Source organism: Pseudomonas sp. PsB, assembly GCF_043658375.1.
Taxonomy (GTDB): Bacteria; Pseudomonadota; Gammaproteobacteria; order Pseudomonadales; family Pseudomonadaceae; genus Aquipseudomonas; species Aquipseudomonas putida_Z.
In genome coordinates this window covers 44,898-67,727 of the sequence record NZ_JBIGLU010000016.1, presented here as the reverse complement: position 1 = coordinate 67,727, position 22,830 = coordinate 44,898, and the positions used below count along the sequence as shown (strand labels likewise).

Genomic DNA, 22,830 nt, shown 5'->3' with positions numbered 1-22,830 from the left:
TATCAATGAGCCCAAGGCAGAATCGGAATCGCGGTCACCGCATTCTGCGGGCTGCCTTCGATCATGCGGTCGCTGTACACCAGGTACACCAGCGTATTGCGCTTCTTGTCCAAGAAGCGCACCACCTGCATGGTCTTGAACACCAGCGAGGTGCGTTCCTTGAACACTTCCTCGCCATCCTTCAGCTCACCCTTGAAGCTGATCGGCCCGACCTGACGACAGGCAATCGATGCCTCCGCCCGGTCCTCCGCCAACCCCAACCCACCCTTCACGCCGCCAGTCTTGGCCCGCGACAGGTAGCAGGTCACACCCTCGACCTTGGGGTCGTCGAACGCCTCGACCACAATACGGTCATTCGGCCCGAGGAACTTGAACACGGTGGACACCTGGCCGATTTCCTCGGCCCCGGCCAGCATCGGCAACGCCAGTGCCGCCACGGTAATCATCCTTTTCAGCACGTGCGCGCCCTCAGACCAGAACCAGGTTGTCGCGGTGCACCAGCTCAGGCTCCGCGATATAGCCCAGGATGCTTTCGATGGCATCCGATGGCTGGCCAATGATCTTCTGCGCCTCCAGGGCGCTGTAGTTGGCCAGGCCGCGCGCCACTTCATGGCCGTCCGGGCCGACGCACACCACCATCTCGCCACGGCGGAAGCTGCCCTGCACGGTCTTCACGCCAACCGGCAGCAGGCTCTTGTTGGCCTGGCGCAGCGCCTGCACGGCACCGGCATCCAGCACCAGGGTGCCACGGGTCTGCAGGTGGCCGGCCAGCCACTGCTTGCGCGCGGCAAGCATGCCGCGCTCGGGCGACAGCAAGGTACCCAGACGCTCGCCAGCCTTGAGGCGATCCAGCACGCGCTCGATGCGGCCACCGATGATGATGGTGTGAGCACCGGAACGGGCTGCCAGGCGCGCGGCGCGCAGCTTGGTCTGCATGCCGCCACGGCCCAGGGCGCCACCGGTACCGCCGGCCACGGCGTCCAGTGCCGGGTCGTCGGCGCGGGCCTCGTAGATCAGCTGGGCGTCGGGGTTGTTGCGCGGGTCGGCATCGAACATGCCATCGCGGTCGGTGAGGATCACCAGCAGGTCAGCCTCGACCAGGTTGGCCACCAGCGCCGCCAGGGTGTCGTTGTCGCCGAAACGGATCTCGTCGGTAACCACGGTATCGTTTTCGTTGATCACCGGCACCACGCCCAGGTCGACCAGCGTGCGCAGGGTGCTGCGGGCGTTCAGGTAGCGCTTGCGGTCGGACAGGTCGTCATGGGTCAGCAGGATCTGCGCGGTGTGCTTGCCGTGCTCGCCGAAGCTCGACTCCCAGGCCTGCACCAGGCGCATCTGGCCGATCGAGGCAGCCGCCTGCAGCTCGTTCATCGCACTCGGTCGCGACGTCCAGCCCAGCTGGCTCATGCCGGCAGCCACGGCCCCGGAGGAGACCAGTACCAACTCCACGCCTGCCTCACGCAGCGCGACCATCTGCTCGACCCAAACGGCCATGGCACCGCGGTCGAGGCCTTTGCCATCGGCGGTCAGCAGAGCACTGCCAATCTTCACGACCCAGCGCTTGGCGCCCGTCACCTTGCTTCGCATCTTCTTCCAACCTATGTCGAATCTGTAGATACCGTGGATACAAAAACGCCGCTCCGAAGAGCGGCGTTTAGTGTACTGCAACCGGTCAGTCGCGCACGTAAATGATTTCCGGGCCGTCTTCGTCGTCCTCGAAATCATCGTCCCAACCGTCATCGTCGCCGATGTCGTGCACGCTCTTGACGCCGGTACGGCGCAAGGTGCGGGCGTCGTCCAGGGCCTGCAGCTGGGCACGGGCTTCGTCTTCGATGCGCTGGTCAAGGTCAGCCAGCTCTTCGGCATAAGCCGGGTCGTTGGCCAGGCGGTCGGCGCGGTCTTCGAGGTAGCGCATCAGGTCGTGGCTGAGCTTTTCGGTGCCCTGCTTGGATATGGCCGAAATCACGTAGACCGGGCCTTCCCACTGCAGACGCTCGACCACTTCCTTGACCCGCTCGTCGCGCTCGTCGTCCATGACCATGTCGGCCTTGTTCAGCACCAGCCAGCGCTCGCGCTCGGCCAGCGACGGGCTGAAGCGGGTCAGCTCGTTGACGATGACTTCGGCGGCATCGGCCGGGCTGCTTTCGTCCAGCGGCGCCATGTCCACCAGGTGCAGCAGCACGCGGGTACGCGCCAGGTGCTTGAGGAAGCGGATACCCAGGCCGGCGCCTTCGGAAGCACCTTCGATCAGACCGGGGATGTCGGCGATGACGAAGCTCTTCCAGCGGTCGACGCTGACCACGCCCAGGTTCGGCACCAGGGTGGTGAACGGGTAGTCGGCCACTTTCGGCTTGGCGGCCGAAACCGAGCGAATGAAGGTACTCTTGCCGGCGTTCGGCAGGCCCAGCAGGCCGACGTCGGCCAGCACTTTCATTTCCATCTTCAGGTCACGCTGGTCACCTGGCTTGCCCGGGGTGGTCTGGCGCGGTGCACGGTTGGTGCTGGACTTGAAGCGGGTGTTGCCCAGGCCGTGCCAGCCGCCTTGGGCGACCATCAGTTTCTGGCCCGGGGTGACCAGGTCACCGATCACTTCCTGGGTGGAGGCGTCGATCACGGTAGTGCCGACCGGCACACGCAGGTACAGGTCGTCGCCCTTCTTGCCGGTGCAGTCGGTGCTGCCGCCGTTAGCGCCACGCTGGGCCTCGTGGTGACGGGTGTAGCGATAGTCGACCAGGGTGTTGAGGTTTTCGTCGGCGATCATGTACACCGAACCACCGTCGCCACCGTCACCACCGTTGGGGCCACCGTTCTCGATGAACTTCTCGCGACGGAAGCTCATGCAACCGTTGCCGCCGTCACCGGCCTTGACCCGAATGGATACTTCGTCAACAAACTTCATTCAAAACCGCCTCTCGCCTGCTGGCGAGTTGAATACCTGAAAAACCTGAGGCTCTTGCAAAAATGAGCGCGGCGGCCCCGTACGACCGTAGAAACCCACGCCGGCAGCCCATACAAACAGCTTTGCAAGAGGCTCACCACAAACGAAAAAGCCCCGTCGCATGACGGGGCTTCTGGAGCGACGTCGCGATTAAGCGGCGACGATGCTCACGTAACGGCGCATGAACTCGCCTTTTTTCTCGAACTTGATCACGCCTTCGATCTTGGCGAACAAGGTGTGATCCTTGCCCATGCCAACACCGTAGCCAGCGTGGAATTCGGTGCCGCGCTGACGGACGATGATGTTGCCTGGCTTGATAACCTGGCCGCCATACATCTTCACGCCAAGGCGTTTCGATTCTGAGTCGCGACCGTTACGAGTACTACCACCAGCCTTCTTGTGAGCCATGGTTCAATTCTCCAAATAAATTCAGGGGATCTAGGGGATTAAGCCTGGATACCGGTGATTTTGATCTCGGTGAACCACTGGCGGTGGCCCATACGCTTCATGTGGTGCTTACGACGACGGAACTTGATGATGCGAACCTTGTCGTGGCGGCCTTGCGAAACGACTTCGGCCACTACTTTAGCGCCAGCAACAACTGGAGCACCGATGGTGACTTCTTCACCGTTGGCGACCAGCAGGACGCGATCGAAGGTCACGGATTCGCCAGTGGCGACTTCCAGTTTTTCGATCTTGAGGAATTCACCTTCAGCGACTTTGTACTGCTTGCCGCCGGTAACGATTACTGCGTAAGACATGGTATTTCTCCGATAATCCTGCTCACCCAGCGCTTTATATGATGAGTATTGGCTGGCATGGCTGCACAGGGCTGGAACGGCCCGGTGCAATTGCGTAAGGCAGGTGCTGCCCAGGAAGTTAGGGTGCGCGATTGTACGCAACCGCGGTTTTGCTTGCAAGTGCCGCCCCCGGGGCGCTGGCACCGCGCCTTGACACACCGGGACCCGCGACCTAGCATGCCGCGCAACCTCACTGGAGCAGCCGATGCAACCCCAATCCTTCTACCGCGCGGTGGCTGATGATTTCAGCGCCGTCGACGAGATCATCAAGAAGCAGCTGACCTCGCGCGTGCCGCTGGTATCGAAGATCGGCGACTATATCACGTCCGCCGGTGGCAAGCGCCTGCGCCCCCTGCTGGTGCTGCTGTGTGGCAAGGCCCTGGGCCGCGAAGGCGACGACCTGCGCCTGCTGGCTGCCACCATCGAATTCCTGCACACCGCTACCCTGCTGCACGACGACGTGGTCGACATGTCCGGCATGCGCCGTGGCCGCTCCACCGCCAATGCCCTGTGGGGCAACGCGCCGAGCGTGCTGGTGGGCGACTTCCTCTATTCGCGCTCGTTCGAGATGATGGTCGAACTGGGCTCGATGCCGGTCATGCAGATCCTGTCCAAGGCCACCCGCGTGATTGCCGAAGGTGAAGTGCTGCAGCTGTCGCGGGTACGCGACGCCAGCACCACCGAGGAAGTCTACATGGAGGTCATCCGCGGCAAGACCGCGATGCTGTTCGAGGCTTCGACCCACAGCGCCGCCGCGCTGGCCGAAGCAACCGACGAACAGCGCGAGGCCCTGCGTACCTTCGGTGACCACCTGGGCGTGGCGTTCCAGCTGGTCGACGACCTGCTGGACTACAAGGGCGACTCGCAGACCCTGGGCAAGAACGTCGGTGACGACCTGGCCGAAGGCAAGCCTACCCTGCCGCTGATCTACACCATGCGCGAAGGCACCGCCGAACAGGCTGCGCTGGTGCGCCAGGCGATCCAGAAGGGTGGCCTGGAAGACCTGGAGCAGATTCGCGTGGCAGTCGAGGAGTCGGGTGCTCTGAAGTACACGGCGGAGCTGGCGCGTGACTATGTGAAGCGTGCCATCCAGTGCCTGGAAGTGCTGCCGGCCAGCGAATATCGTGATGCGCTGGTCGAGTTGAGCGAGTTTGCTGTCGCGCGTACTCACTGATAGACCGAGTCGTCTTCATTCGCGGGCAAGCCCGCTCCTACAGGATTGCGTCGCCTGTATGAGCTGGCTTGCCCGCGATGCTTTTGTCCGGACATAATCACTTCCGAAAAAATACCTTATACAATTCGGGTTTTTAACCGCCCGTCTGTTTGTTTGAGGAACCGAAGTGAGCACTCTGCCACCCTGCCCGAAATGCAACTCCGAATACACCTATGAGGATGGCACGCAGCTGATCTGCCCTGAATGCGCCCACGAGTGGTCGGCCAGCGGCGACGCCGAAGCGGCCAGCGACGAGGTGGTGAAGAAGGACTCGGTCGGCAACATCCTGCAGGATGGCGACACCGTCACCGTGATCAAGGACCTCAAGGTCAAGGGCTCGTCCCTGGTGGTCAAGGTCGGCACCAAGGTCAAGAACATCCGCCTGTGCGACGGCGACCACGACATCGACTGCAAGATCGACGGCATCGGCGCCATGAAGCTGAAGTCCGAGTTCGTACGCAAGGTCTGATTTTCCAAAAAACCGCCAATTGGCGCTTGCTATTCAGATAATAAGAATTATTCTCATTGGGACTGCTATCCAAGGAGAATAGCCATGACTTATCTGATCGACGCCTGGCTGGACCGCCCTCACCCCTACCTGCGCATTCTTCATCGGGAAACCGGCGAAGTGTGCGCGGTGCTTGAAGAAGAAGCGCTCGACGAGCTGCGTGACCAGGGCGACCTGGACATGAGCGGGCTGAATTCGAGTGAACCGGGGGTACTCAAGGAGCTGGTGCGGAATCTGTTTCTGTTCTGCTATGCGCGGGCGTTGCGCCCCGGGGGGACAGACTGGAATTGAGGCTGGCAGGGCCGGCCTCTTCGCGGGTGAACCCGCTCCCACAGGGACTCCACAGCATTTGAATCCTGCGCTGTACCTGTGGGAGCGGGCTTGCCCGCGAATGGGCCGCAAAGCGGCCCCGAGGGCATTACAGAACGTCGAGCAGCTCGACGTCGAACACCAGCACGCTGTGCGGCGGGATGCTGCCAACGCCTTGGGCGCCGTAGGCCAGCTCGCTCGGCACGTACAGGCGCCATTTGCTGCCAGCGTTCATCAGCTGCAGGGCTTCGGTCCAGCCAGCGATCACACCACCTACCGGGAATTCAGCCGGCTGACCACGGTCGTAGGAGCTGTCGAACACAGTGCCGTCGATCAGGGTGCCGTGGTAGTGGGTGCGCACATTGTCTTCGCGGGTCGGCTTGGCGCCTTCACCTGCGGTCAGTACTTCGAACTGCAGGCCCGAAGCCAGGGTGGTGATGCCGTCACGCTTGGCGTTCTCGACCAGGAATGCCTTGCCAGCGGCAGCAGCGGCTTCAGCCTTGGCAGCTGCTTCGGCTTGCATCACTTCGCGGATCACCTTGAAGCTGGCCGACAGGTCGGCTTCGCTGACGCGGCTGTCGGCGCCGTTGAAGGCATCGGTCAGGCCAGCCAGGATGGCTTCCAGGCTGACGCCCGGTGGCGGGTTGTCGCGCAGCTGGCCGCCCAGCTGACGGCCGATGCCGTAGCTGACGCGAGTTTCGTCGGTGGACAGGTTGAGTTCGGACATTGTCGTGCTCCACTGCAGGGCGCAGTGAAGCCGCGCCCTTGATGAAAAGGGCGAGCAGCCTAGCACACTGGGGCGCTGCGAGCAGCTACCAGGCCGAGCGCTGGGAAATCGGCACCTTCAAGTCTTCTTCCGGGTGCGTGCCCATGCCGCACATTTCGTCCTGCACCGACCAGTGCACCAGGTTCATCGAGACCATGGGGATGGTTTGCAGCAACTTGCGCGCATCCTCCACCGAATGCACGCGCAAGCGTTCACCACGGGTGTCGGAGAGAGGATGGGGGTGGCCTTTGATCCGCGCTTCGAGCAGGTAGTCACCGCCTTCGATGGCGATCAGGTTCAGTTCGTCGACATGGCCAGCCCTGGCCTCGGTGTTGAGCTGATGCAGGTTCATGAGAGCACCTCGCGATGGGAACCACGCATGAGAGCTCATTTTTTGTACAGAAAGGGCGAATGCACAAGGCATGACTGACGCCGCTCGTCAGTTGGACCGTGCCGGCCTCTTCGCGGGCTTGCCCGCTCCCAGAGGGATTGCGAAGAGGCCTGAAAGGTTCAGTGCTTGGTCAGCTTGTCCAGGTAACCCATGCAGAATGCCGAGACCACGAAGGTCATGTGGATGATCACGTACCACATCAGGTAATCGGTGGAGATGTTCTGTGCGTCCATGAACACCCGCAGCAGGTGGATGGACGAAATGGCCACAATCGATGCGGCAACCTTCATCTTCAGCGACGAAGAGTCCATCTTGCCCAGCCAGTTGAGCTTTTCCTTGCTCTCGTCGATGTCCAGTTGCGAGACGAAGTTCTCGTAGCCGGAGATCATCACCATCACCAGCAGGCCGCCCACCAGCGACATGTCGATCAGCGACAGGATCACCAGGATCAGGTCGGCTTCGCTGAGGGCGAAGACGTTGGGCAGGACGTGGACCACTTCCTGGAAGAATTTCAGCGCCAGGGCCAGCAGGCCGAGGGACAGGCCGAAGTAGATGGGGGCGAGCAGCCAGCGCGAGGCATACATCGCATTTTCGAGGATACGTTCCATGGAGTTTCGGGACTCATCAGGTGACTAAAAAAGCGACGGCGAGTATAGCCAGCCACCTGTTACAGCAAAAGCCCGGTGAACGGGGCTGCTTTGCAGCCCATCGCGACACAAGGCCGCTCCTACAAGAGATCGCGGTCCCTTGTAGGAGCGGCCTTGTGTCGCGATGGGCCGCAAAGCGGCCCCCTGCATCAATCAGGTCTCAGGATGAAACTGGTAATCCCCCAGATTCCTACACCGCTCACCGTTGATCCGCCGCAACTGCGCCTGCAAATGCAAACACCAGATCTGCGGATCCTCGGCCACCTGGTACCCATGCAAGGTCAGGCTGTCGACAATGGCATTGAGCACAGATTCGGCCACCAGCGGCCCATGGAACGGCCCTTGGGCCTTGATCGCGGACGGTTGTTCACCGGCCATGCCGGCGGCGAACAGCAGCGTCCACATGCCGTTATCCCCGGCCAGCGGACGGATGCTGCATTCGATGCGGGTCACCAGGCCCAGGCACTGGCGTGTGAGGCTGAGATTGCGCATGGCCGCGCCCCCTCCAATAAGCCTTGTTCAGCCTGAACCTCAGGCTGTTTCCATCCTGAACGCTGTTACCGTCCTTAAGTTCCAGCATAGAAGAACGGTACAGAAAGATGGAAAACCGGCGCTGAACGGTAGCACATCGCCGCCAGCGCCGGTTTCTTGACTCAGGCCGGCTTGGCCTGGGCAATCACCTCTTCCAGGCGCTCTTTCTCCGCCTTCTCGATTTCTTCCTCGCTGATCATCTCGGCAATCTCACGCAGGCGCTCCACCACCCGCGCGTTGACGCTGCCTTCGGTGAACTGGCCCTTGTCATCCAGCACACCGGCCTCCTCGCCCACCAGCAGGCTCAACGCCTCGTCGGCCTGGCTGACCGCGTACACGTGGAACATGCCGTTCTCCACTGCCTGCAGCACACGCTCGTCGAGCATCAGCGTGGCAACGTTGGCACGCGGGATGATCACCCCCTGCTCGCCGGTCAGGCCACGCGCCTCGCACAAGCGGAAGAAGCCTTCGATCTTCTCGTTGACCCCACCCACCGCCTGCACTTCACCAAACTGGTTGATCGAGCCGGTAATGGCGAAGCACTGCTTGAGCGGCGTGCGCGACAAGGCCGAGATCAGCGTGCAGGCTTCGCCCAGCGAGGCACTGTCACCGTCCACATAGCCGTAGGACTGTTCCAGGGCGATACTCGCCGAGATCGCCAGCGGGAACTCCTGGGCATAGCGGCTGCCCAGGTAGCCGGTGAGGATCATCACACCCTTGGAGTGGATCGGCTGCCCGAGGTTTACCTCACGCTCGATGTCGACGATACCGCTGCCGCCCGGGTACACGGTGGCGGAGATACGCGCCGGCATACCGAACGCCGAATCACCCACTTCCAGCACGGTCAGGCCGTTGCACTTGCCGATGGCCGCGCCTTCGGTGTCGATCAGGATGATGCCGGCGAGCATGTCGTCCAGCACCCGCTGCGAAACACGCCCGGTGCGGGTGGCCTTGGCCTTGAGCGCACGCTCGATGTGCCCGGCGTCGGTCATTTCGTCACTGGCCAGCTGGCGGATGAAATCGGCTTCGCTGACCAGCTGGAACAGGTCGCCGATACGTGCCGACAGGCGCGACTGGTTTTCTGCCAGGCGGGCGCTGTAGGTGGCCAGACGCGCCACCGCGTCACTGGTCAGTGGCGCCATGCCCTCTTCGTTGGTGCGGGTGCGCAACAGCTGGGCGAACTGCTCCAGGTTCTCGTCGACCATGGGCATGTCTTCGTCGAAGTCCACCAGCACCCGGAACATTTCCTGGAAGTCCGGGTCGTGGTCCTGCAGCGCGTAGTAAAGCTGGCGCGAACCGATGATAACCAGCTTGATGTTCAGCGGGATCATCTGCGGCGTCAGGCTAACGGTGGCCACCCGCCCCAGCTCGCCCAGTGGCGACTCCATCTTCAACTTGCGCGACTGCAGCGCACGCTTGAGCGCGTCCCAGACGAACGGCTCGCCCAACATCTTCTCGGCTTCCAGAATCAGGAAGCCGCCGTTGGCGCGGTGTAGCGCGCCTGGGCGCAGCTGACGGTAAGAGGTGTACAGCGCACCCTGGTCGGTGCTGTATTCGATACGGCCAAACAGGTTGTCGTAGGTCGGGTGCGGCTCGAACACCACCGGCGCACCGCCATCGGCGTGGTGGCCGACCACCAGGCTTGGGGCGTACTGCTCTTCCAGCAGCTTGCGCGCGGCCGCGTCGGTCTTGCTGTCATCGACCAGTTGCTCGACCACGGTACGCAGCAGGTTCAGCTGCACAGACTGCAGGTAGGCGCAGACCGCAGCGTTCTCGGCGTACTTCTCCGACAGCGGCGCCAGCAACGGCTGCAGGGCCAGGGTGATGGTTTCTTCGTTGAGCTGGCGCAGCTGGTTGTTCGACTCGCGTTTCCATTGCGGCAGGCTGGCCAGCTCTTCGTTCAGGCGTTCCTCGAGCAGGGCGATATCCTCGTGGAACTGCTCGCGCACCTCTTCCGGCAACTGGGCGAATTCGGCTTCATCCAGCGCCTTGCCGTCGGCCATCGGGGTGAAGGCGACGTTGCTGGCGTCGCGGTACAGGGCCACGTCCTTTTCCAGCGAGGCGCGCTCGATCACATCCAGGGCGCGGTCGTAACGCTGGTTGAAGGCGCGGTCGATGGCGCCTTTCTTCTGCTGGTACGACGGGTGCTCGAATACCGCAGGGAAGGTCGACAACAGGTTGTCGATCAGCCCGTTCATGTCGGCGATGAACGCCCCGGCGGTGCCGGACGGCAATTCCAGTGCGCGGGGTTCGCGCGTGTCATCGAAGTGGTTGACGTAAACCCAGTCGGCCGGGGTCTGCTGACGTTTGCCCTCGGCCTTGAGGTAGCGCTTGACGAACGAGAAGCGGCCGGTGCCGGGCTCGCCCATCACGTACACGTTGTAACCAGGGCGCGGCATGGCCACGCCAAACTGCAGGGCCTCGACAGCACGCTCCTGGCCCAGGACTCCGCGAAACGGCTCCAGATCGTCGGTATTGGTAAAGGCAAACTGCTCGGGGGAGAAACGCCGGGTCAGGGCTTCAGGCGCGAGACGCAGGCGCGCAGCGACAGGATCGGGCATTGGGTTTCCTTACTTCGGCGGGGCAGATACGCAGCATTCTGGCGCTGCCCGCGCGCGCCTTGCAAGGCTCCGCAGGACTTTATGTCGCAGCCGGTGCGGGTCATGCAACAGCAAATTTTTCGCAATCAACAACGCAACTCTTAGATCGTGCCTAAACTCCAAGCTGCGCGGGTGGGTGAAAAGCTTTCCCGACCTGGCAACCGAGTTGCCAGAAACCCTGACCCTTGGTTAAGTCAAATAGAGAACAAATGCTATGAAACGGATTCTTCTGGGTACTCTGTTCACCGTGGTCTCGATCAATGCCATGGCCGAAGCGCCAGGCGGCCCGAACTGCGGCTGGGGCAACATGCTGTTCGAAGGCCAGCGCGGCACTCCGGCACACTTCCTGGCTTCCACCACCAACGGCACCTCCGGTAACGCCACCTTCGGCATGACCTCCGGCACCAACGGTTGCTCGACCAAAGCGTCGCTGACCTACGGCGGCAAGTCCTGGTTCGCCATGAACGGCATGATGAATGAGCTTTCCGAAGACATGGCCATGGGCCAGGGCGAAGCACTGACCACCTATGCCGTGGTTCTCGGCGTGGCCCCTGAAGACCGTGGCTACTTCGCATCGGTCACCCATCAGCACTTCAACCAGATCTTCAGCAGCGCCGACGTCACTGCCGAAACCGTCCACAGCAACACCCTGGCTGTTCTGAAGAACGACCCACGCCTGGCCAAATACGCAACCGAGGCCTGAGTGCAGCTCCTCCCGCCCCGGCCCCGGGGCGGGTTTCGCCTTTTTTCGGCATCGTTAAGAAGTAGTTGCCCGACATGCTCAAACGCTTCGTATCTCTGGCGCTGTGTGCCTGCGCCCCTGTTCATGCCGCGCCTGTGCTGGACCAAGGCCGTGTCCAGCAACTGGCCAACACCCCTTACTGGATTGCCCTGGGCCATTACGAAACCGCCAAGCTGGGTGGTTGGCGCAGCTACGTGGATGATGATGCGTTCTTCCTTGCCGAGGACGGCGCGCACCACCCCGACCAAGAGCTGCAAGCCACGGTCGAAGCGCTGTACGCCCCGGCCAGCCTCGGTGACAAACATGCCCAGTGCGTATTCCCGGCGCGCACCCGCTGGCTGCGCGAACAGCTCGACCTGCAAGACTTGCCGCAACCTGACTGCCAGGAGTTCACCACCTGGTACCAGTCGATCGACCCACACAGTGCGGCGCTGATCTTCCCGGCGGCCTACCTGAACAGCCCGTCATCGATGTTCGGCCACACCTTGCTGCGCATCGACCAGTCCAACACCCGCAGCGACGACACCACGCTGCTGAGCTACGCAATCAACTTCGGCGCCTACATCGAAGGCAGCGACAACAGCATCCTGTATGCCTGGAAGGGCCTGATGGGTGGCTACCCGGGCCTGTTCGCGCTGATGCCCTACCAGGAGAAACTGTCCGAATACCGCAGCCTGGAAAACCGCGACCTGTGGGAATACCAACTGGACCTGACCCCGGAAGAAACCGGGCGCATGGTCGAACATGTGTGGGAGCTGAAGCAGATCCAGTTCGACTACTTCTTCTTCGATGAGAACTGCTCGTACCGCCTGCTGGAGCTGCTGCAGGTGGCCCGGCCGGGCCTTGACCTGACCTCGCAGTTCCCGCTGACCGCCATCCCGACCGACACGGTGAAAGCCGTGAAGCAGTCCGGCATGGTCGCCAGCGAGACGTACCGCCCCTCTCGCGAACGTGAACTGCTGGCCCGGGCCGAGCCGCTCGATCACGACGAAAAGCGCCAGGTGCTGGCTGTAAGTGCCGACACCGGGCAACTGCAGAGCCCCGAATTCAAGGCCCTCCCCCGCCAGCGCCAGGCGCTGGTGCAGGATGCCGCGTACCGCCTGGAGCGTTACCGCGCCAATGGCCAGGAGCGCGACCCTGGGCAGGCGAAACGCAGCTTCGAGCTACTGCGGGCGATCAACAGCAACCCGCCACCGCCCCTGCAGATCGAGCGCCCGGGCCTGCCAGAGGACGGCCATGACTCGCGCACCTGGCAGCTTGGCGTGGGCACCCGCGAAGACCGCGCCTACGCCGAGTACGGCCTGCGCATGGCCTACCACGACCTGAATGACAACGCCTATGGCTTCCCGCTGGGGGCGCAGATCGAGATCCTGCAGCTGAAGCTGCGCCAGTACGAAGGCAACGACTGGCAGGTGCAGCGCCTGGACCTGGCCACCATCCGCTCGCTGACGCCGCGCAACGAGCTGCTCAAGCCTTGGTCGTGGCAGGTGGCCGGCGGGCTGGAGCGGGTGCCGGGCAAGCATGATGACGAAGTGCTGGTGAGCCATGTGAACGGCGGGGCCGGCGGCACCTGGCAACTGGCCGACGGGTTGCTGGGCTTTGCCCTGGGCACGGTGCGGGTCGAGCACCACAATGATTTTGCCCAGTTCATCGCCCCGGCGGCGGGCTTCAATGGCGGGCTGCTGTGGCGCAACGGGCTGGGCAACATGACGCTGGAGGCCAAGGGCGACTACTTCACCAATGGCGAGGTACGGCGCAGTGTGAGCCTGAACCAGCAATGGGAGATCAGCCAGAACCTGGGCCTGCGGTTGAGTGCTTCGCGAGAGTTCAGCCACCTGGCTACGGCGCAGAACGAGGTGATGCTGGAGTTGAAGTGGTATCACTACTGAGCGGCCCTACGCAGACTTTGTAGGAGCGGCCTTGTGTCGCGAAAGGGCCGCAAAGCGGCCCCGGCAATTTTTGCATCATCGCTGAAATCCTGGGGCCGCTCTGCGGCCCTTTCGCGACACAAGGCCGCTCCTACAGGACCGCGCCAGGGCAGAACCTGTGTGAACCAACCGACTCTTTGACACTGTTTTGACGGCCCCCCGACAAATCGCCACCTAGACTTTCCAGTATCAACCGGAGGGTTTTGTGGTTATGTCGCGGTACTGGTTCGGCGTGTGCATGGCGTTGTTGCTGTCTGGTTGCGAAACCACCCACGAGCAGATGGTCAACCAGGGCTATCCCCCCGCCTATGCCGATGGCTTCCAGGACGGCTGCAGCAGCGGCCGACAGGCGGCAGGGCTGATGGTCGGCGCTTTTCGCAAGGACGTGCCGCGCTACCTGCACGAGCGCCAGTACGAAAGCGGCTGGGACGACGGCTTTCGCCAGTGCCACGCCATGCAGAACAGCGAAGAACAGCGCCAGTACCACGAGCGCTTCTGGGACCAGCGCGAGCGCGACTGGGAGCAGGAAAAGGACCGCGACGCCGCACGCGCCTATCGCCACAACTGAGTCGCAAACGGACATCCCTTGAAACCGGCGGCCTGCGATGATGGTCTCCTGCAAAAGGAGGCCACGCATGAGCCGAGCATTCGTCAACGAAGACCAGGCCGCCGCCCAGGCTGATCAGCCGGTCGAGCGACGGGTCAGCGAACAACCCAACTACGTGACCGCCAGTGGCCTGCGCCAGCTGCAGGAGCGCGTGACCGAGCTGAATACCCTGCGCAGCGAACTGCAGGCACAAGGTGAACGTGGCGACAAGCAGCGACTGGCGGATACCGAACGGGACCTGCGCTACTTCAGCGCGCGAGTGCAAAGCGCCCAGGTTGTGCCGGCGGCGACGTCGCGCAGCAAGGTGCAGATTGGCAGCCGGGTGCGGTTTGTCGATGCGCAGGACCAGGAACATGTGGTGCGGCTGGTGGGCGAGGATGAGGCGGATGCCGGGCGGGGGTTGATAAACTGGGGTTCGCCGTTGGGGCGGGCTTTGCTCGGGGCGGGGCCTGGGGATGAAGTGGTCTGGCGGCGGCCGGTGGGGGAGCAGGTGATCGAAGTGGTTGAGGTTTTTGGTGAAGATTGAGGACCTGGGGGCTGCTTTGCAGCCCATCGCGACACAAGGCCGCTCCCACAGGAGTACGCAATTCCCTGTGGGAGCGGCCTTGTGTCGCGAAAGGGCCGCAAAGCGGCCCCAACGGCCTCAGATCAAACCACGCCCTGCGCCAACATCGCATCAGCCACTTTCACGAAGCCCGCGATGTTCGCACCTTTGACATAGTTGATGCTGCCATCCGCCTCTTCACCGTAATGCACGCAAGCATGGTGAATCGACTGCATGATGTTGTGCAGCTTGCTGTCCACCTCACCGGCAGTCCACAGCAGGCGCATGGCGTTCTGCGACATCTCCAGGCCCGACACGGCCACGCCGCCGGCGTTGGAGGCCTTGCCCGGGGCGTACAGGATGCCGGCCTCCAGGAAGATATCCACAGCCTCCAGGGTAGTCGGCATGTTGGCGCCTTCGGCCACGCAGATGCAGCCATTGCGCAGCAAGGTGCGGGCGTCTTCGGCGTCCAGTTCGTTCTGCGTGGCACACGGCAGGGCGATGTCGCACGGCAGGCTCCACGGGGTCTGGCCCTTGCGGAACTCCAGGCCGAACTGCGCGGCCAGTTCGCTGATGCGGCCACGCTTGACGTTCTTCAGCTCCATCACCGCATCCCACTGGGCATCGGTCAGGCCGGCTTCGGCGTACAGGGTGCCTTCGGAGTCGGACAGCGAAATCACCTTGCCGCCCAGGTCCATGACCTTGCGCGCGGCATACTGGGCCACGTTACCCGAACCGGAAATCGCCACGCGGCAGCCATCGATACGCTTGTCCTGGCGCTTGAGCATTTCCTCGGCGAAGTACACGCAGCCGTAGCCGGTGGCTTCCGGGCGGATCAGGCTGCCGCCGTAGGTCATGCCCTTGCCGGTCAGCACCGAAGTGAACTGGTTGGCAAGGCGCTTGTACTGGCCGAACATGAAGCCGATTTCGCGGGCACCCACGCCGATATCACCGGCCGGGACGTCCAGGTCAGCGCCGATGTGGCGGTACAGCTCGCTCATGAACGCCTGGCAGAAGCGCATGACTTCGGCGTCGCTCTTGCCTTTGGGGTCGAAGTCCGAGCCGCCTTTGCCGCCGCCCATGGGCAGCGAGGTCAGAGAGTTCTTGAACACCTGCTCGAAGGCCAGGAACTTCAGCACGCCCAGGTTGACCGACGGGTGGAAGCGCAGGCCGCCCTTGTACGGGCCGATGGCGCTGCTCATCTGGATGCGGTAGCCGCGGTTGACCTGCACCTTGCCCTGGTCATCGACCCAGGACACACGGAACAGTACGGCGCGCTCGGGCTCGACCATGCGCTCCAGAATGCCGGCCTGCAGGTAATGCGGGTTGGCCTCGAGGAATGGCCAAAGGCTGCGCAGCACTTCTTCCACAGCCTGGTGGAATTCAGGTTGGGCCGGATCGCGTTGCTTCAGGCGCGCGAGGAAATTGTCGACAGATTCGATCATGGTAGACATCTCACCAAGAGGATTGGACTTATTGGTTTTTTTCAGGAATGTACCAAGAAGCAATCGCACCGGAATAGGGCGAAATGTCGTTTTTTTGAAATTATTTGGTGCGTTTTATATAAGTGTATACAAATTCGCTATCAGTGTTGGCCTCTTCGCGGGTAAACCCGCTCCCACAGAGGAGCTGCGCAAGCCCGAGAGCTATGGGCATCCCTGTGGGAGCGGGTTTACCCGCGAAGAAGCCAACACCACTTTCCAGCCGAGCACAAAAATGGGGCCTCGAAGGGCCCCATTCTTGTGCATCAGAACACCGGCTTACTGGGCCAGCTTCTTGTGCCGTACACGGTGCGGCTGGGCAGCAGCATCGCCCAGGCGCTTCTTGCGGTCGGCTTCGTACTCGGTGTAGTTACCCTCGAAGAACACCACGTTCGAGTCGTCTTCGTACGCCAGGATGTGGGTAGCCACACGGTCCAGGAACCAACGGTCGTGGGAGATCACGATCGCCGCGCCCGGGAAGTCCAGCAGGGCTTCTTCCAGCGAACGCAGGGTTTCGACGTCGAGGTCGTTGGACGGTTCGTCGAGCAGCAGGACGTTACCGCCCTCCTTCAAGGTCAGGGCCAGGTGCAGGCGGCCACGCTCACCACCGGACAGGTCCTTGACGAACTTCTGCTGGTCGCCACCCTTGAAGTTGAAGCGGCCCACATAGGTACGCGACGGGATCTCGTAGTTGCCGATGCGGATCATGTCAGAGCCGTCGGAAACCTGCTGGAACACGGTCTTGCCGCCGTCCAGGTCTTCGCGGCTCTGGTCGACGCAGGCCAGCTGCACGGTTTCACCGATCTCGATGCTGCCCGAGTCCGGCTGTTCCTTGCCCATCAGCATGCGGAACAGGGTCGACTTACCGGCACCGTTACCACCGATCACACCGACGATGGCGCCTTTAGGCATGGAGAACGACAGGTTGTCGATCAGCACGCGGTCGCCGTAGCCCTTGGTGACGTTCTTGAACTCGATGACCTTGTCGCCCAGGCGCGGACCGGCCGGGATGTAGATCTCGTTGGTTTCGCTGCGCTTCTGGAATTCCTGCGACTGCATTTCTTCAAAGCGCTGCAGACGTGCCTTGGACTTGGACTGGCGGGCCTTGGCGCCTTTGCGCACCCACTCCAGTTCCTCTTTCATGGCCTTTTCGTGGGCGCTCTGCTGCTTGGATTCCTGCGCCAGACGCTCGGACTTGGCTTCCAGCCAGCCCGAGTAGTTGCCTTCGTACGGGATACCGGCGCCGCGGTCCAGTTCCAGGATCCAGCCAGCGACGTTGTCGAGGAAGTAACGGTCGTGGGTAATGGCTACCACGGTGCCCGGGAAGTCGTGCAGGAAGCGCTCCAGCCAGGCCACCGAGTCGGCGTCCAGGTGGTTGGTCGGTTCGTCGAGCAGCAGCATGTCGGGGGCCGACAGCAGCAGGCGGCACAGGGCCACGCGGCGCTTCTCACCACCGGACAGGTGCTCGATGCGTGCATCCCAGGCCGGCAGACGCAGGGCGTCGGCGGCAACGTCCAGCTGGCGCTCCAGGTTGTGGCCGTCAGCGGCCTGCAGGATGGCTTCCAGCTTGGCCTGCTCGGCGGCCAGCTTGTCGAAGTCGGCATCCGGTTCGGCGTAGGCAGCATAGACCTCGTCCAGGCGTGCCTGGGCGTCCTTGATCACGCTGACCGCTTCCTCGACCACTTCGCGCACCGACTTGTTCGGGTCCAGTTGCGGTTCCTGTGGCAGGTAGCCAACGTTGATGTCGGGCATCGGACGGGCTTCGCCGTCGAATTCCTTGTCGACGCCCGCCATGATCCGCAGCAGGGTCGATTTACCCGCGCCGTTCAGGCCGAGCACGCCGATCTTGGCGCCCGGGAAGAACGACAGGGAAATGTTCTTGAGAATTTCCCGCTTCGGCGGCACGACCTTGCTCAGCCGATGCATGGTGTAGACGTATTGAGCCAAAACCAAGCCCTCTAATCAGATAGGTAAAGACATCGACGATCGCCCCGGCGCGCTGGCCAGGGGGATGTATTTACGGGGTGTCATTGAACAAAGTCGACCATTCTACGCCAACGCGCGGCGTTGCATAGGAGGGGCGGATGGTGGGGGTGGGATCGGGGGGAATCTATTGCCTGTGCTGGCCTCTTCGCGGCTAAAGCCGCTCCCACAGGTACTGCACAGTTCTCGAAGGCAGTGATAATCCCTGTGGGAGCGGCTTTAGCCGCGAAAGGGCCGGTATAGCTGCAGATGACTCAGACGTGACGCTGCTTGGCCTTGCCCCGAGGCAAGCGGCAACGGTCGCCCTGCTCGGCCAGGCGCGCGGCCCAGGCGGACTTCACGCTGAAGCCACCGCTACGAGCCGGCTGCTGCTCAGCAGCTTTGGCCGGTTTGGCGGCCGCAGGCACGCTGACAACCTTGGCCGCCGGCTTGACCTCGGCCACGGTAACAGCCGGCTCAACTGCCGCCTTGGCGGTCTTGCGCAGTTCGGCCAGTGATGGGCTCTTGCTCTTGGCGACAGCTGCCGCCTCGGGTTTGCTCAGCGAACGCTGGCAAGACTTGCAGGATACGTCCTCGGTCACGGCAGTGCTGACAAGGGTCTGACTGCTGCGCCCGCAGGCGGAATCGAGGCCATTGGAGGAAAAGTGAGTAACCAAAACCGAACATCTCCGATGCGTTGTCATTTGAAGCGGGCGCTATTCTCGCACAGGTTGCAGGGGCTTGCCGAACCACCGGGCAGGCACCACCGGTCACATCGGCTGGCACTTTGCCATAATCCTAGGCATGCTAGCCCGTTTCGGGTGTCCGGCCTTATAGTGCGCCACCGCGGTCTGGCAACCAGACACCGGCACACACCGTGCATGATCCATCCCTGCCATCGCCAGCCCAATCGCAGGATCAACGCTTGACCAATCTTACTCATCCGTCGTCATTGCGTTCCGCGCCACAGGCGCCCGTCGCCTCGCTGCGCGGGTCGATCAAGGGTGCGCTGGCGCTGCTGGCCCTGATCCTGCTGGGCCTGCTGCTGTGGCAGCTGTTCGCCCAGTTCAACCATACCCAGGCTGACCTGCGCAAACAGAGCCTGGACGCCACCGCCGAACTGGCCGACCACCTGAGCCTGAACATGGCCCTCAAGGCGCAACAGGCCGTGAATGTGGTGCAGCCCTACGTCAAGGCGCCGACGCCCTCGGCCTTGCCCAGCCTGCTGGGCACCCTTCGCGAGCGCCTCCCGGCCCTGCAGAGCATGGCCTGGCTGGACGCTACCGGCCAGGTGCAGGCCGACAGCCTGGCCGGCAGCCCTGACCGCCATTTGCTTGACGAGCTGCTCAGGCTGAACCAGGGCAGCCCGTACTTCTTCACCAATTCGGGCGACAACCGCACCGTCTACCTGCTGCTTCGCCAGGCCACCGAACAGGGCCGCGGCTACTGGCTGCTGCGCCTGTCGCCGGACTACTACCGCACCCTCACCCTCCACCTGGATGGTGCCGGCCACCCGCTGTGGCTGCTGGAAAACAGCCGCAACGGCGAGGTACTGCAAAGCCATGCGCCGGCCGATACCAGCAACGAGCCGCTGCAAAGCGTGATGCTGGCCTTCATCGACAACAGTACCTGGCAGTTGCGCGGCCTGTTCGACGCCAAGCTGGCCCAGCAGAAGCTGCTGCCGGCGCTGCTCGGCAAATGCCTGCTGGTGCTGTTCTGCGCCCTGCTGCCTGTGCTGGCCCTGATCAACATGCGCCGCCGCCAACGGGCGCTGCAGGAAGACCGCCGACGCTACCAGGAAATCTTCGAAGGCACCGGCGTGGCCTTGTGCGTGCTCGACCTGTCCAGCCTGCCCGGCCAACTCGACCGCTACCACCTGCGCAACCGCGCCGCGCTCAAGCACAGCCTGGCCCTGGACCCCAACCTGCGCCGCTCGCTGCTGCTGGAGCTGAAGATCACCGAGATCAACCAGGTGGCTCGCCAGTTGTTGAACATCGATAGCCACGAAGGTGCCTGGCAGCGCCTGATCGACGGCACTGGCGATGGCCGCGACAGCATCGGCATGCAGCTGATCGACGCGCTGATCGAGCAGCGCCCGCTGCTGGAGCTGGAAGTGCGCCTGCCGGCGCCGCTGGGTGGCGAGCTGCACCTGTGGCTGATGGCCCGCCTGCCGCAGCAGCGCCGCGATTACCAGGCAGTCATCCTCAGCATCAGCGACATCACCAGCCGCAAGCAGGTGGAGCTGTCGCTGCTGGAGCGCGAAAGCTTCTGGTCGGACGTGGTGCGCACCGTGCCCGACCAGCTGTACGTGCAGGACGTGCTCAGCCAGCGGATGATTTTCAGCAACCGCCACCTCGGCCAGACGCTGGGCTACGACCGTACCGAGCTGGCGCAGATGGGCGACCGCTTCTGGGAGCTGCTGCTGCACCCCGAGGACGCCGCGCACTACCAGGCGCTGCGCCAGCAACAGCGTGACAGCGGCCATGACCAGCCGCTGCACTGCCAGCTGCGCTTCCGCCACCGTGATGGCGGCTGGCGCTGCTACGACATCCGCGAACAAGTGCTGACCCGCGACGCCGATGGCCTGGTGACGCGCATCATCGGCGTGGGCAAGGACGTGACGGTGCAGATCGAGGCCAGCCAGTCGCTGCGCGACAGCGAACAGCGCTACCGCATGCTCGCCGAAAGCATCAGCGACGTGATCTTCTCCACCGACAGGCTGCTCCAGCTCAACTACGTGAGCCCCTCGGTGCAGGGCGTGCTGGGCTACCAGGCCGACTGGATCTTTGCCAACGGCTGGCAGTCGATCGTCGCCAACCCGTCCCAGCTCACCGGTATCTACAGCCTGATGGAACGCGTCAGCAAGGCCATGGGCGACCCGGCCCAGCTGGCCCAGCTACGCAGCCAGCTGCCCACCCAGCTGTTCCTGTTCGACTGCCTGCGCGCCGACGGCCGCAAGATCCCCATCGAACTGCGCCTGGTGCTGGTGTGGGACGATGAAGAACGCTTCGAAGGCGTGCTCGGGGTGGGCCGCGACATCAGCCAGCAGCGCCGCGCCGAAAAAGACCTGCGCATGGCCGCGACGGTATTCGAGCACTCCACCTCGGCCATCCTCATCACCGACCCGGCCGGCTATATCGTCCAGGCCAACGAAGCGTTCAGCCGCGTCAGTGGCTACGCCGTCAGCGAGGTGCTCGACCAGTTGCCGGGCATGCTTACCGTCGACGAGCAGCAGGAAGGCCACCTGCGCTACGTGGTGAAGCAGCTTTACCAGCGCGGCAGCTGGGAGGGCGAAATGTGGCTCAAGCGCCGCGACGGCGACCACTACCCGGCCTGGGTCGGCATTACCGCAGTGCTGGACGACGAAGGCGACCTGGCCAGCTACGTGTGTTTCTTCACCGACATCAGCGAGCGCAAGGCCAGCGAACAGCGCATCCACCGCCTGGCCTACTACGACGCCCTCACCCACCTGCCCAACCGCACGTTGTTCCAGGACCGTCTGTACAACGCCCTGCAGCAGGCCGAGCGGCAAAAGGCCTGGGTGGTGCTGATGTTCCTCGACCTGGACCGCTTCAAGCCGATCAACGACTCCCTCGGCCACGCTGCCGGCGACCGCATGCTCAAGGACATGGCCCAGCGCCTGCTGGCCTGTGTGGACAACGACGACACCGTGGCGCGCATGGGCGGCGACGAGTTCACCCTGCTGCTGCAACCGCGCGCTACCCGTGAAATGGCACTCAACCGCGCCATCCACGTGGCCGAGAACATCCTCGGCAGCCTGGTGCGGCCGTTCGTGCTGGAAAACCGCGAGTTCTTCGTTACCGCAAGTATCGGCATCGCCCTCAGCCCGCAGGACGGCAGCGAGCTGAGCCAGCTGATGAAAAACGCCGACACCGCCATGTACCACGCCAAGGAGCGCGGCAAGAACAACTTCCAGTTCTACCAGGCGGAGATGAACGCCAGCGCTCTGGAACGCCTGGAGCTGGAGAGCGACCTGCGCCATGCCATGGAGCAGAACGAGTTCATCCTCTACTACCAGCCGCAGTTCAGTGGCGACGGCAAGCGCCTGACCGGCGCAGAAGCCCTGCTGCGCTGGCGCCACCCGACCCGCGGCCTGGTCCCGCCGGGCGAATTCATCCCGGTGATCGAAGAACTGGGCCTGGTGGTGGACGTGGGCGACTGGGTGCTGCGCGAGGCCAGCCGCCAGCTCAAGGCCTGGCACAAGGCCAAGGTGCGCGTGCCCAAGGTGTCGGTGAACATCTCGGCGCGGCAGTTCTCCGACGGCCAGCTGGGCACGCGCATCGCCACCATTCTGGAAGAAACCGGCCTGCCACCGGCGTGCCTGGAGCTGGAGCTGACCGAAAGCATCCTGATGCGCGAAGTGAACGAAGCCATGCAGATTCTCGCCAGCCTGAAAAACCTCGGCCTGAGCATCGCGGTGGACGACTTCGGCACCGGTTACTCGTCGCTGAACTACCTCAAGCAGTTCCCGATCGATGTGTTGAAGATCGACCGCACCTTCGTCGACGGCCTGCCTGAAGGCGAGCAGGATGCGCAGATTGCCCGAGCGATCATCGCCATGGCCCACAGCCTCAACCTGGCGGTGATCGCCGAAGGGGTGGAGACCCACGAGCAGCTGGAGTTCCTGCGCGAGCATGGTTGCGACGAGGTGCAGGGCTACCTGTTCGGGCGGCCGATGCCGGCGCATCAGTTCGAGGCGCAGTTCGCCAACGAGAAGCTCTTCATGTTCCATTGAGCAGTTGCCGGCGATGGGGCGCACAGCGCCCCAAAAAACGGACCTGCGAGTCAACTCCAGTTCCCGCCCAGCCCAGAAACGGCGCGGGATGCAACGTGAAGCCCATT

At 63.1% G+C, this 22,830-nt stretch carries 21 protein-coding genes; 8 read left to right on the top strand and 13 right to left on the bottom strand.

The genetic code is table 11. The annotated features are described in order from the left end of the window. Positions 1–2: 2 nt before the first annotated feature. The 5 genes from ACGLHT_RS19015 to rplU all read right to left on the bottom strand — a co-directional run bounded on the left by ACGLHT_RS19015 (position 3) and on the right by rplU (position 3,699). The gene (locus ACGLHT_RS19015) at positions 3–446 is read right to left on the bottom strand and encodes a CreA family protein (protein ID WP_274079183.1); all 444 of its coding nucleotides are present in this window, start codon (positions 444–446) and stop codon (positions 3–5) included. 22 nt (positions 447–468) lie between these two features. Continuing rightward, on the bottom strand, positions 469–1,587 hold the full coding sequence (gene proB, locus ACGLHT_RS19010) for a glutamate 5-kinase (protein ID WP_025337635.1): 1,119 nt from the start codon (positions 1,585–1,587) through the stop codon (positions 469–471). An 85-nt stretch (positions 1,588–1,672) separates the two neighbouring features. Then, positions 1,673–2,899: an Obg family GTPase CgtA gene (cgtA, locus tag ACGLHT_RS19005; RefSeq protein WP_274119765.1), complete on the bottom strand. Its 1,227-nt coding sequence runs from the start codon at positions 2,897–2,899 to the stop codon at positions 1,673–1,675. A 189-nt stretch (positions 2,900–3,088) separates the two neighbouring features. Further along, the gene (gene rpmA, locus ACGLHT_RS19000; protein WP_003247464.1) at positions 3,089–3,346 is read right to left on the bottom strand and encodes a 50S ribosomal protein L27; all 258 of its coding nucleotides are present in this window, start codon (positions 3,344–3,346) and stop codon (positions 3,089–3,091) included. Between the two features lie 38 nt (positions 3,347–3,384). Continuing rightward, positions 3,385–3,699, bottom strand: a complete 315-nt coding sequence (gene rplU / locus ACGLHT_RS18995; RefSeq protein WP_003247466.1) for a 50S ribosomal protein L21 — start codon at positions 3,697–3,699, stop codon at positions 3,385–3,387. Between the two features lie 244 nt (positions 3,700–3,943). On the opposite strand from rplU, the gene ACGLHT_RS18990 reads away from it, so the two are divergent. The 3 genes from ACGLHT_RS18990 to ACGLHT_RS18980 all read left to right on the top strand — a co-directional run bounded on the left by ACGLHT_RS18990 (position 3,944) and on the right by ACGLHT_RS18980 (position 5,750). Then, positions 3,944–4,912, top strand: a complete 969-nt coding sequence (locus ACGLHT_RS18990; RefSeq protein ID WP_003256318.1) for a polyprenyl synthetase family protein — start codon at positions 3,944–3,946, stop codon at positions 4,910–4,912. 166 nt (positions 4,913–5,078) lie between these two features. Next, entirely contained in the window at positions 5,079–5,420 is a 342-nt protein-coding gene (locus tag ACGLHT_RS18985; protein ID WP_009686103.1) for a zinc ribbon domain-containing protein YjdM, read from the top strand. Positions 5,421–5,504: 84 nt separating this feature from the next. Next, positions 5,505–5,750 carry a hypothetical protein gene (locus ACGLHT_RS18980; RefSeq protein ID WP_003256316.1) on the top strand — a complete coding sequence of 82 codons (246 nt, stop codon included), beginning with the start codon at positions 5,505–5,507 and terminating at the stop codon, positions 5,748–5,750. Between the two features lie 127 nt (positions 5,751–5,877). Here the strand turns inward: ACGLHT_RS18980 and ACGLHT_RS18975 are convergent, their stop codons facing one another. The 5 genes from ACGLHT_RS18975 to ACGLHT_RS18955 all read right to left on the bottom strand — a co-directional run bounded on the left by ACGLHT_RS18975 (position 5,878) and on the right by ACGLHT_RS18955 (position 10,664). Beyond that, positions 5,878–6,495, bottom strand: coding sequence for an FKBP-type peptidyl-prolyl cis-trans isomerase (locus ACGLHT_RS18975; RefSeq protein WP_003256315.1), 618 nt, complete (start codon positions 6,493–6,495; stop codon positions 5,878–5,880). An 85-nt stretch (positions 6,496–6,580) separates the two neighbouring features. After that, on the bottom strand, positions 6,581–6,886 hold the full coding sequence (locus ACGLHT_RS18970; protein WP_013970818.1) for a DUF6482 family protein: 306 nt from the start codon (positions 6,884–6,886) through the stop codon (positions 6,581–6,583). A 158-nt stretch (positions 6,887–7,044) separates the two neighbouring features. After that, positions 7,045–7,533: a TIGR00645 family protein gene (locus ACGLHT_RS18965; protein ID WP_003247486.1), complete on the bottom strand. Its 489-nt coding sequence runs from the start codon at positions 7,531–7,533 to the stop codon at positions 7,045–7,047. A gap of 192 nt (positions 7,534–7,725) precedes the next feature. After that, entirely contained in the window at positions 7,726–8,064 is a 339-nt protein-coding gene (locus ACGLHT_RS18960) for a hypothetical protein (RefSeq protein WP_003247487.1), read from the bottom strand. Positions 8,065–8,225: 161 nt separating this feature from the next. Continuing rightward, positions 8,226–10,664, bottom strand: a complete 2,439-nt coding sequence (locus ACGLHT_RS18955) for a Lon protease family protein (RefSeq protein ID WP_013970817.1) — start codon at positions 10,662–10,664, stop codon at positions 8,226–8,228. Between the two features lie 253 nt (positions 10,665–10,917). Between ACGLHT_RS18955 and ACGLHT_RS18950 the strand changes: the two genes are divergently transcribed. The 4 genes from ACGLHT_RS18950 to ACGLHT_RS18935 all read left to right on the top strand — a co-directional run bounded on the left by ACGLHT_RS18950 (position 10,918) and on the right by ACGLHT_RS18935 (position 14,506). Further along, a complete protein-coding gene (locus ACGLHT_RS18950) occupies positions 10,918–11,406 on the top strand; it encodes a DUF3015 domain-containing protein (RefSeq protein ID WP_003256313.1) in 489 nt (162 codons plus the stop codon). A gap of 74 nt (positions 11,407–11,480) precedes the next feature. Continuing rightward, positions 11,481–13,334, top strand: coding sequence for a DUF4105 domain-containing protein (locus tag ACGLHT_RS18945; RefSeq protein WP_031324531.1), 1,854 nt, complete (start codon positions 11,481–11,483; stop codon positions 13,332–13,334). Positions 13,335–13,584: 250 nt separating this feature from the next. Then, positions 13,585–13,941, top strand: a complete 357-nt coding sequence (locus tag ACGLHT_RS18940; RefSeq protein WP_274119811.1) for a hypothetical protein — start codon at positions 13,585–13,587, stop codon at positions 13,939–13,941. 67 nt (positions 13,942–14,008) lie between these two features. Next, positions 14,009–14,506 carry a GreA/GreB family elongation factor gene (locus ACGLHT_RS18935; protein WP_024086235.1) on the top strand — a complete coding sequence of 166 codons (498 nt, stop codon included), beginning with the start codon at positions 14,009–14,011 and terminating at the stop codon, positions 14,504–14,506. Positions 14,507–14,628: 122 nt separating this feature from the next. Here ACGLHT_RS18935 and gdhA read toward each other — a convergent pair whose 3' ends face one another. From gdhA to ACGLHT_RS18920, 3 genes are all read right to left on the bottom strand, one after another. Further along, complete coding sequence (gene gdhA, locus ACGLHT_RS18930) at positions 14,629–15,969, bottom strand: NADP-specific glutamate dehydrogenase (protein ID WP_015268894.1); 1,341 nt, start codon at positions 15,967–15,969, stop codon at positions 14,629–14,631. A 315-nt stretch (positions 15,970–16,284) separates the two neighbouring features. Next, positions 16,285–17,952 carry an energy-dependent translational throttle protein EttA gene (gene ettA, locus ACGLHT_RS18925; protein WP_015268893.1) on the bottom strand — a complete coding sequence of 556 codons (1,668 nt, stop codon included), beginning with the start codon at positions 17,950–17,952 and terminating at the stop codon, positions 16,285–16,287. 290 nt (positions 17,953–18,242) lie between these two features. Beyond that, positions 18,243–18,644: a hypothetical protein gene (locus tag ACGLHT_RS18920; RefSeq protein ID WP_024086234.1), complete on the bottom strand. Its 402-nt coding sequence runs from the start codon at positions 18,642–18,644 to the stop codon at positions 18,243–18,245. A gap of 248 nt (positions 18,645–18,892) precedes the next feature. Between ACGLHT_RS18920 and ACGLHT_RS18915 the strand changes: the two genes are divergently transcribed. Continuing rightward, positions 18,893–22,723 carry a GGDEF and EAL domain-containing protein gene (locus ACGLHT_RS18915; protein ID WP_274119766.1) on the top strand — a complete coding sequence of 1,277 codons (3,831 nt, stop codon included), beginning with the start codon at positions 18,893–18,895 and terminating at the stop codon, positions 22,721–22,723. Positions 22,724–22,830 lie beyond the last annotated feature (107 nt).

Coding starts and splice junctions, on each gene's coding strand:
- ACGLHT_RS18990 (WP_003256318.1), top strand. CDS start 3,944: ATGCAACCCCAATCCTTCTACCGCGCGGTGGCTGATGATTTCAGCGCC.
- cgtA (WP_274119765.1), bottom strand. CDS start 2,899: ATGAAGTTTGTTGACGAAGTATCCATTCGGGTCAAGGCCGGTGACGGC.
- ACGLHT_RS18980 (WP_003256316.1), top strand. CDS start 5,505: ATGACTTATCTGATCGACGCCTGGCTGGACCGCCCTCACCCCTACCTG.
- rpmA (WP_003247464.1), bottom strand. CDS start 3,346: ATGGCTCACAAGAAGGCTGGTGGTAGTACTCGTAACGGTCGCGACTCA.
- ACGLHT_RS18970 (WP_013970818.1), bottom strand. CDS start 6,886: ATGAACCTGCATCAGCTCAACACCGAGGCCAGGGCTGGCCATGTCGAC.
- ACGLHT_RS18945 (WP_031324531.1), top strand. CDS start 11,481: ATGCTCAAACGCTTCGTATCTCTGGCGCTGTGTGCCTGCGCCCCTGTT.
- ACGLHT_RS18935 (WP_024086235.1), top strand. CDS start 14,009: ATGAGCCGAGCATTCGTCAACGAAGACCAGGCCGCCGCCCAGGCTGAT.
- gdhA (WP_015268894.1), bottom strand. CDS start 15,969: ATGATCGAATCTGTCGACAATTTCCTCGCGCGCCTGAAGCAACGCGAT.
- ACGLHT_RS18965 (WP_003247486.1), bottom strand. CDS start 7,533: ATGGAACGTATCCTCGAAAATGCGATGTATGCCTCGCGCTGGCTGCTC.
- ACGLHT_RS18950 (WP_003256313.1), top strand. CDS start 10,918: ATGAAACGGATTCTTCTGGGTACTCTGTTCACCGTGGTCTCGATCAAT.
- ACGLHT_RS18960 (WP_003247487.1), bottom strand. CDS start 8,064: ATGCGCAATCTCAGCCTCACACGCCAGTGCCTGGGCCTGGTGACCCGC.
- ACGLHT_RS19015 (WP_274079183.1), bottom strand. CDS start 446: ATGATTACCGTGGCGGCACTGGCGTTGCCGATGCTGGCCGGGGCCGAG.
- ACGLHT_RS18975 (WP_003256315.1), bottom strand. CDS start 6,495: ATGTCCGAACTCAACCTGTCCACCGACGAAACTCGCGTCAGCTACGGC.
- ACGLHT_RS18955 (WP_013970817.1), bottom strand. CDS start 10,664: ATGCCCGATCCTGTCGCTGCGCGCCTGCGTCTCGCGCCTGAAGCCCTG.
- ACGLHT_RS18940 (WP_274119811.1), top strand. CDS start 13,585: ATGTCGCGGTACTGGTTCGGCGTGTGCATGGCGTTGTTGCTGTCTGGT.
- rplU (WP_003247466.1), bottom strand. CDS start 3,699: ATGTCTTACGCAGTAATCGTTACCGGCGGCAAGCAGTACAAAGTCGCT.
- proB (WP_025337635.1), bottom strand. CDS start 1,587: ATGCGAAGCAAGGTGACGGGCGCCAAGCGCTGGGTCGTGAAGATTGGC.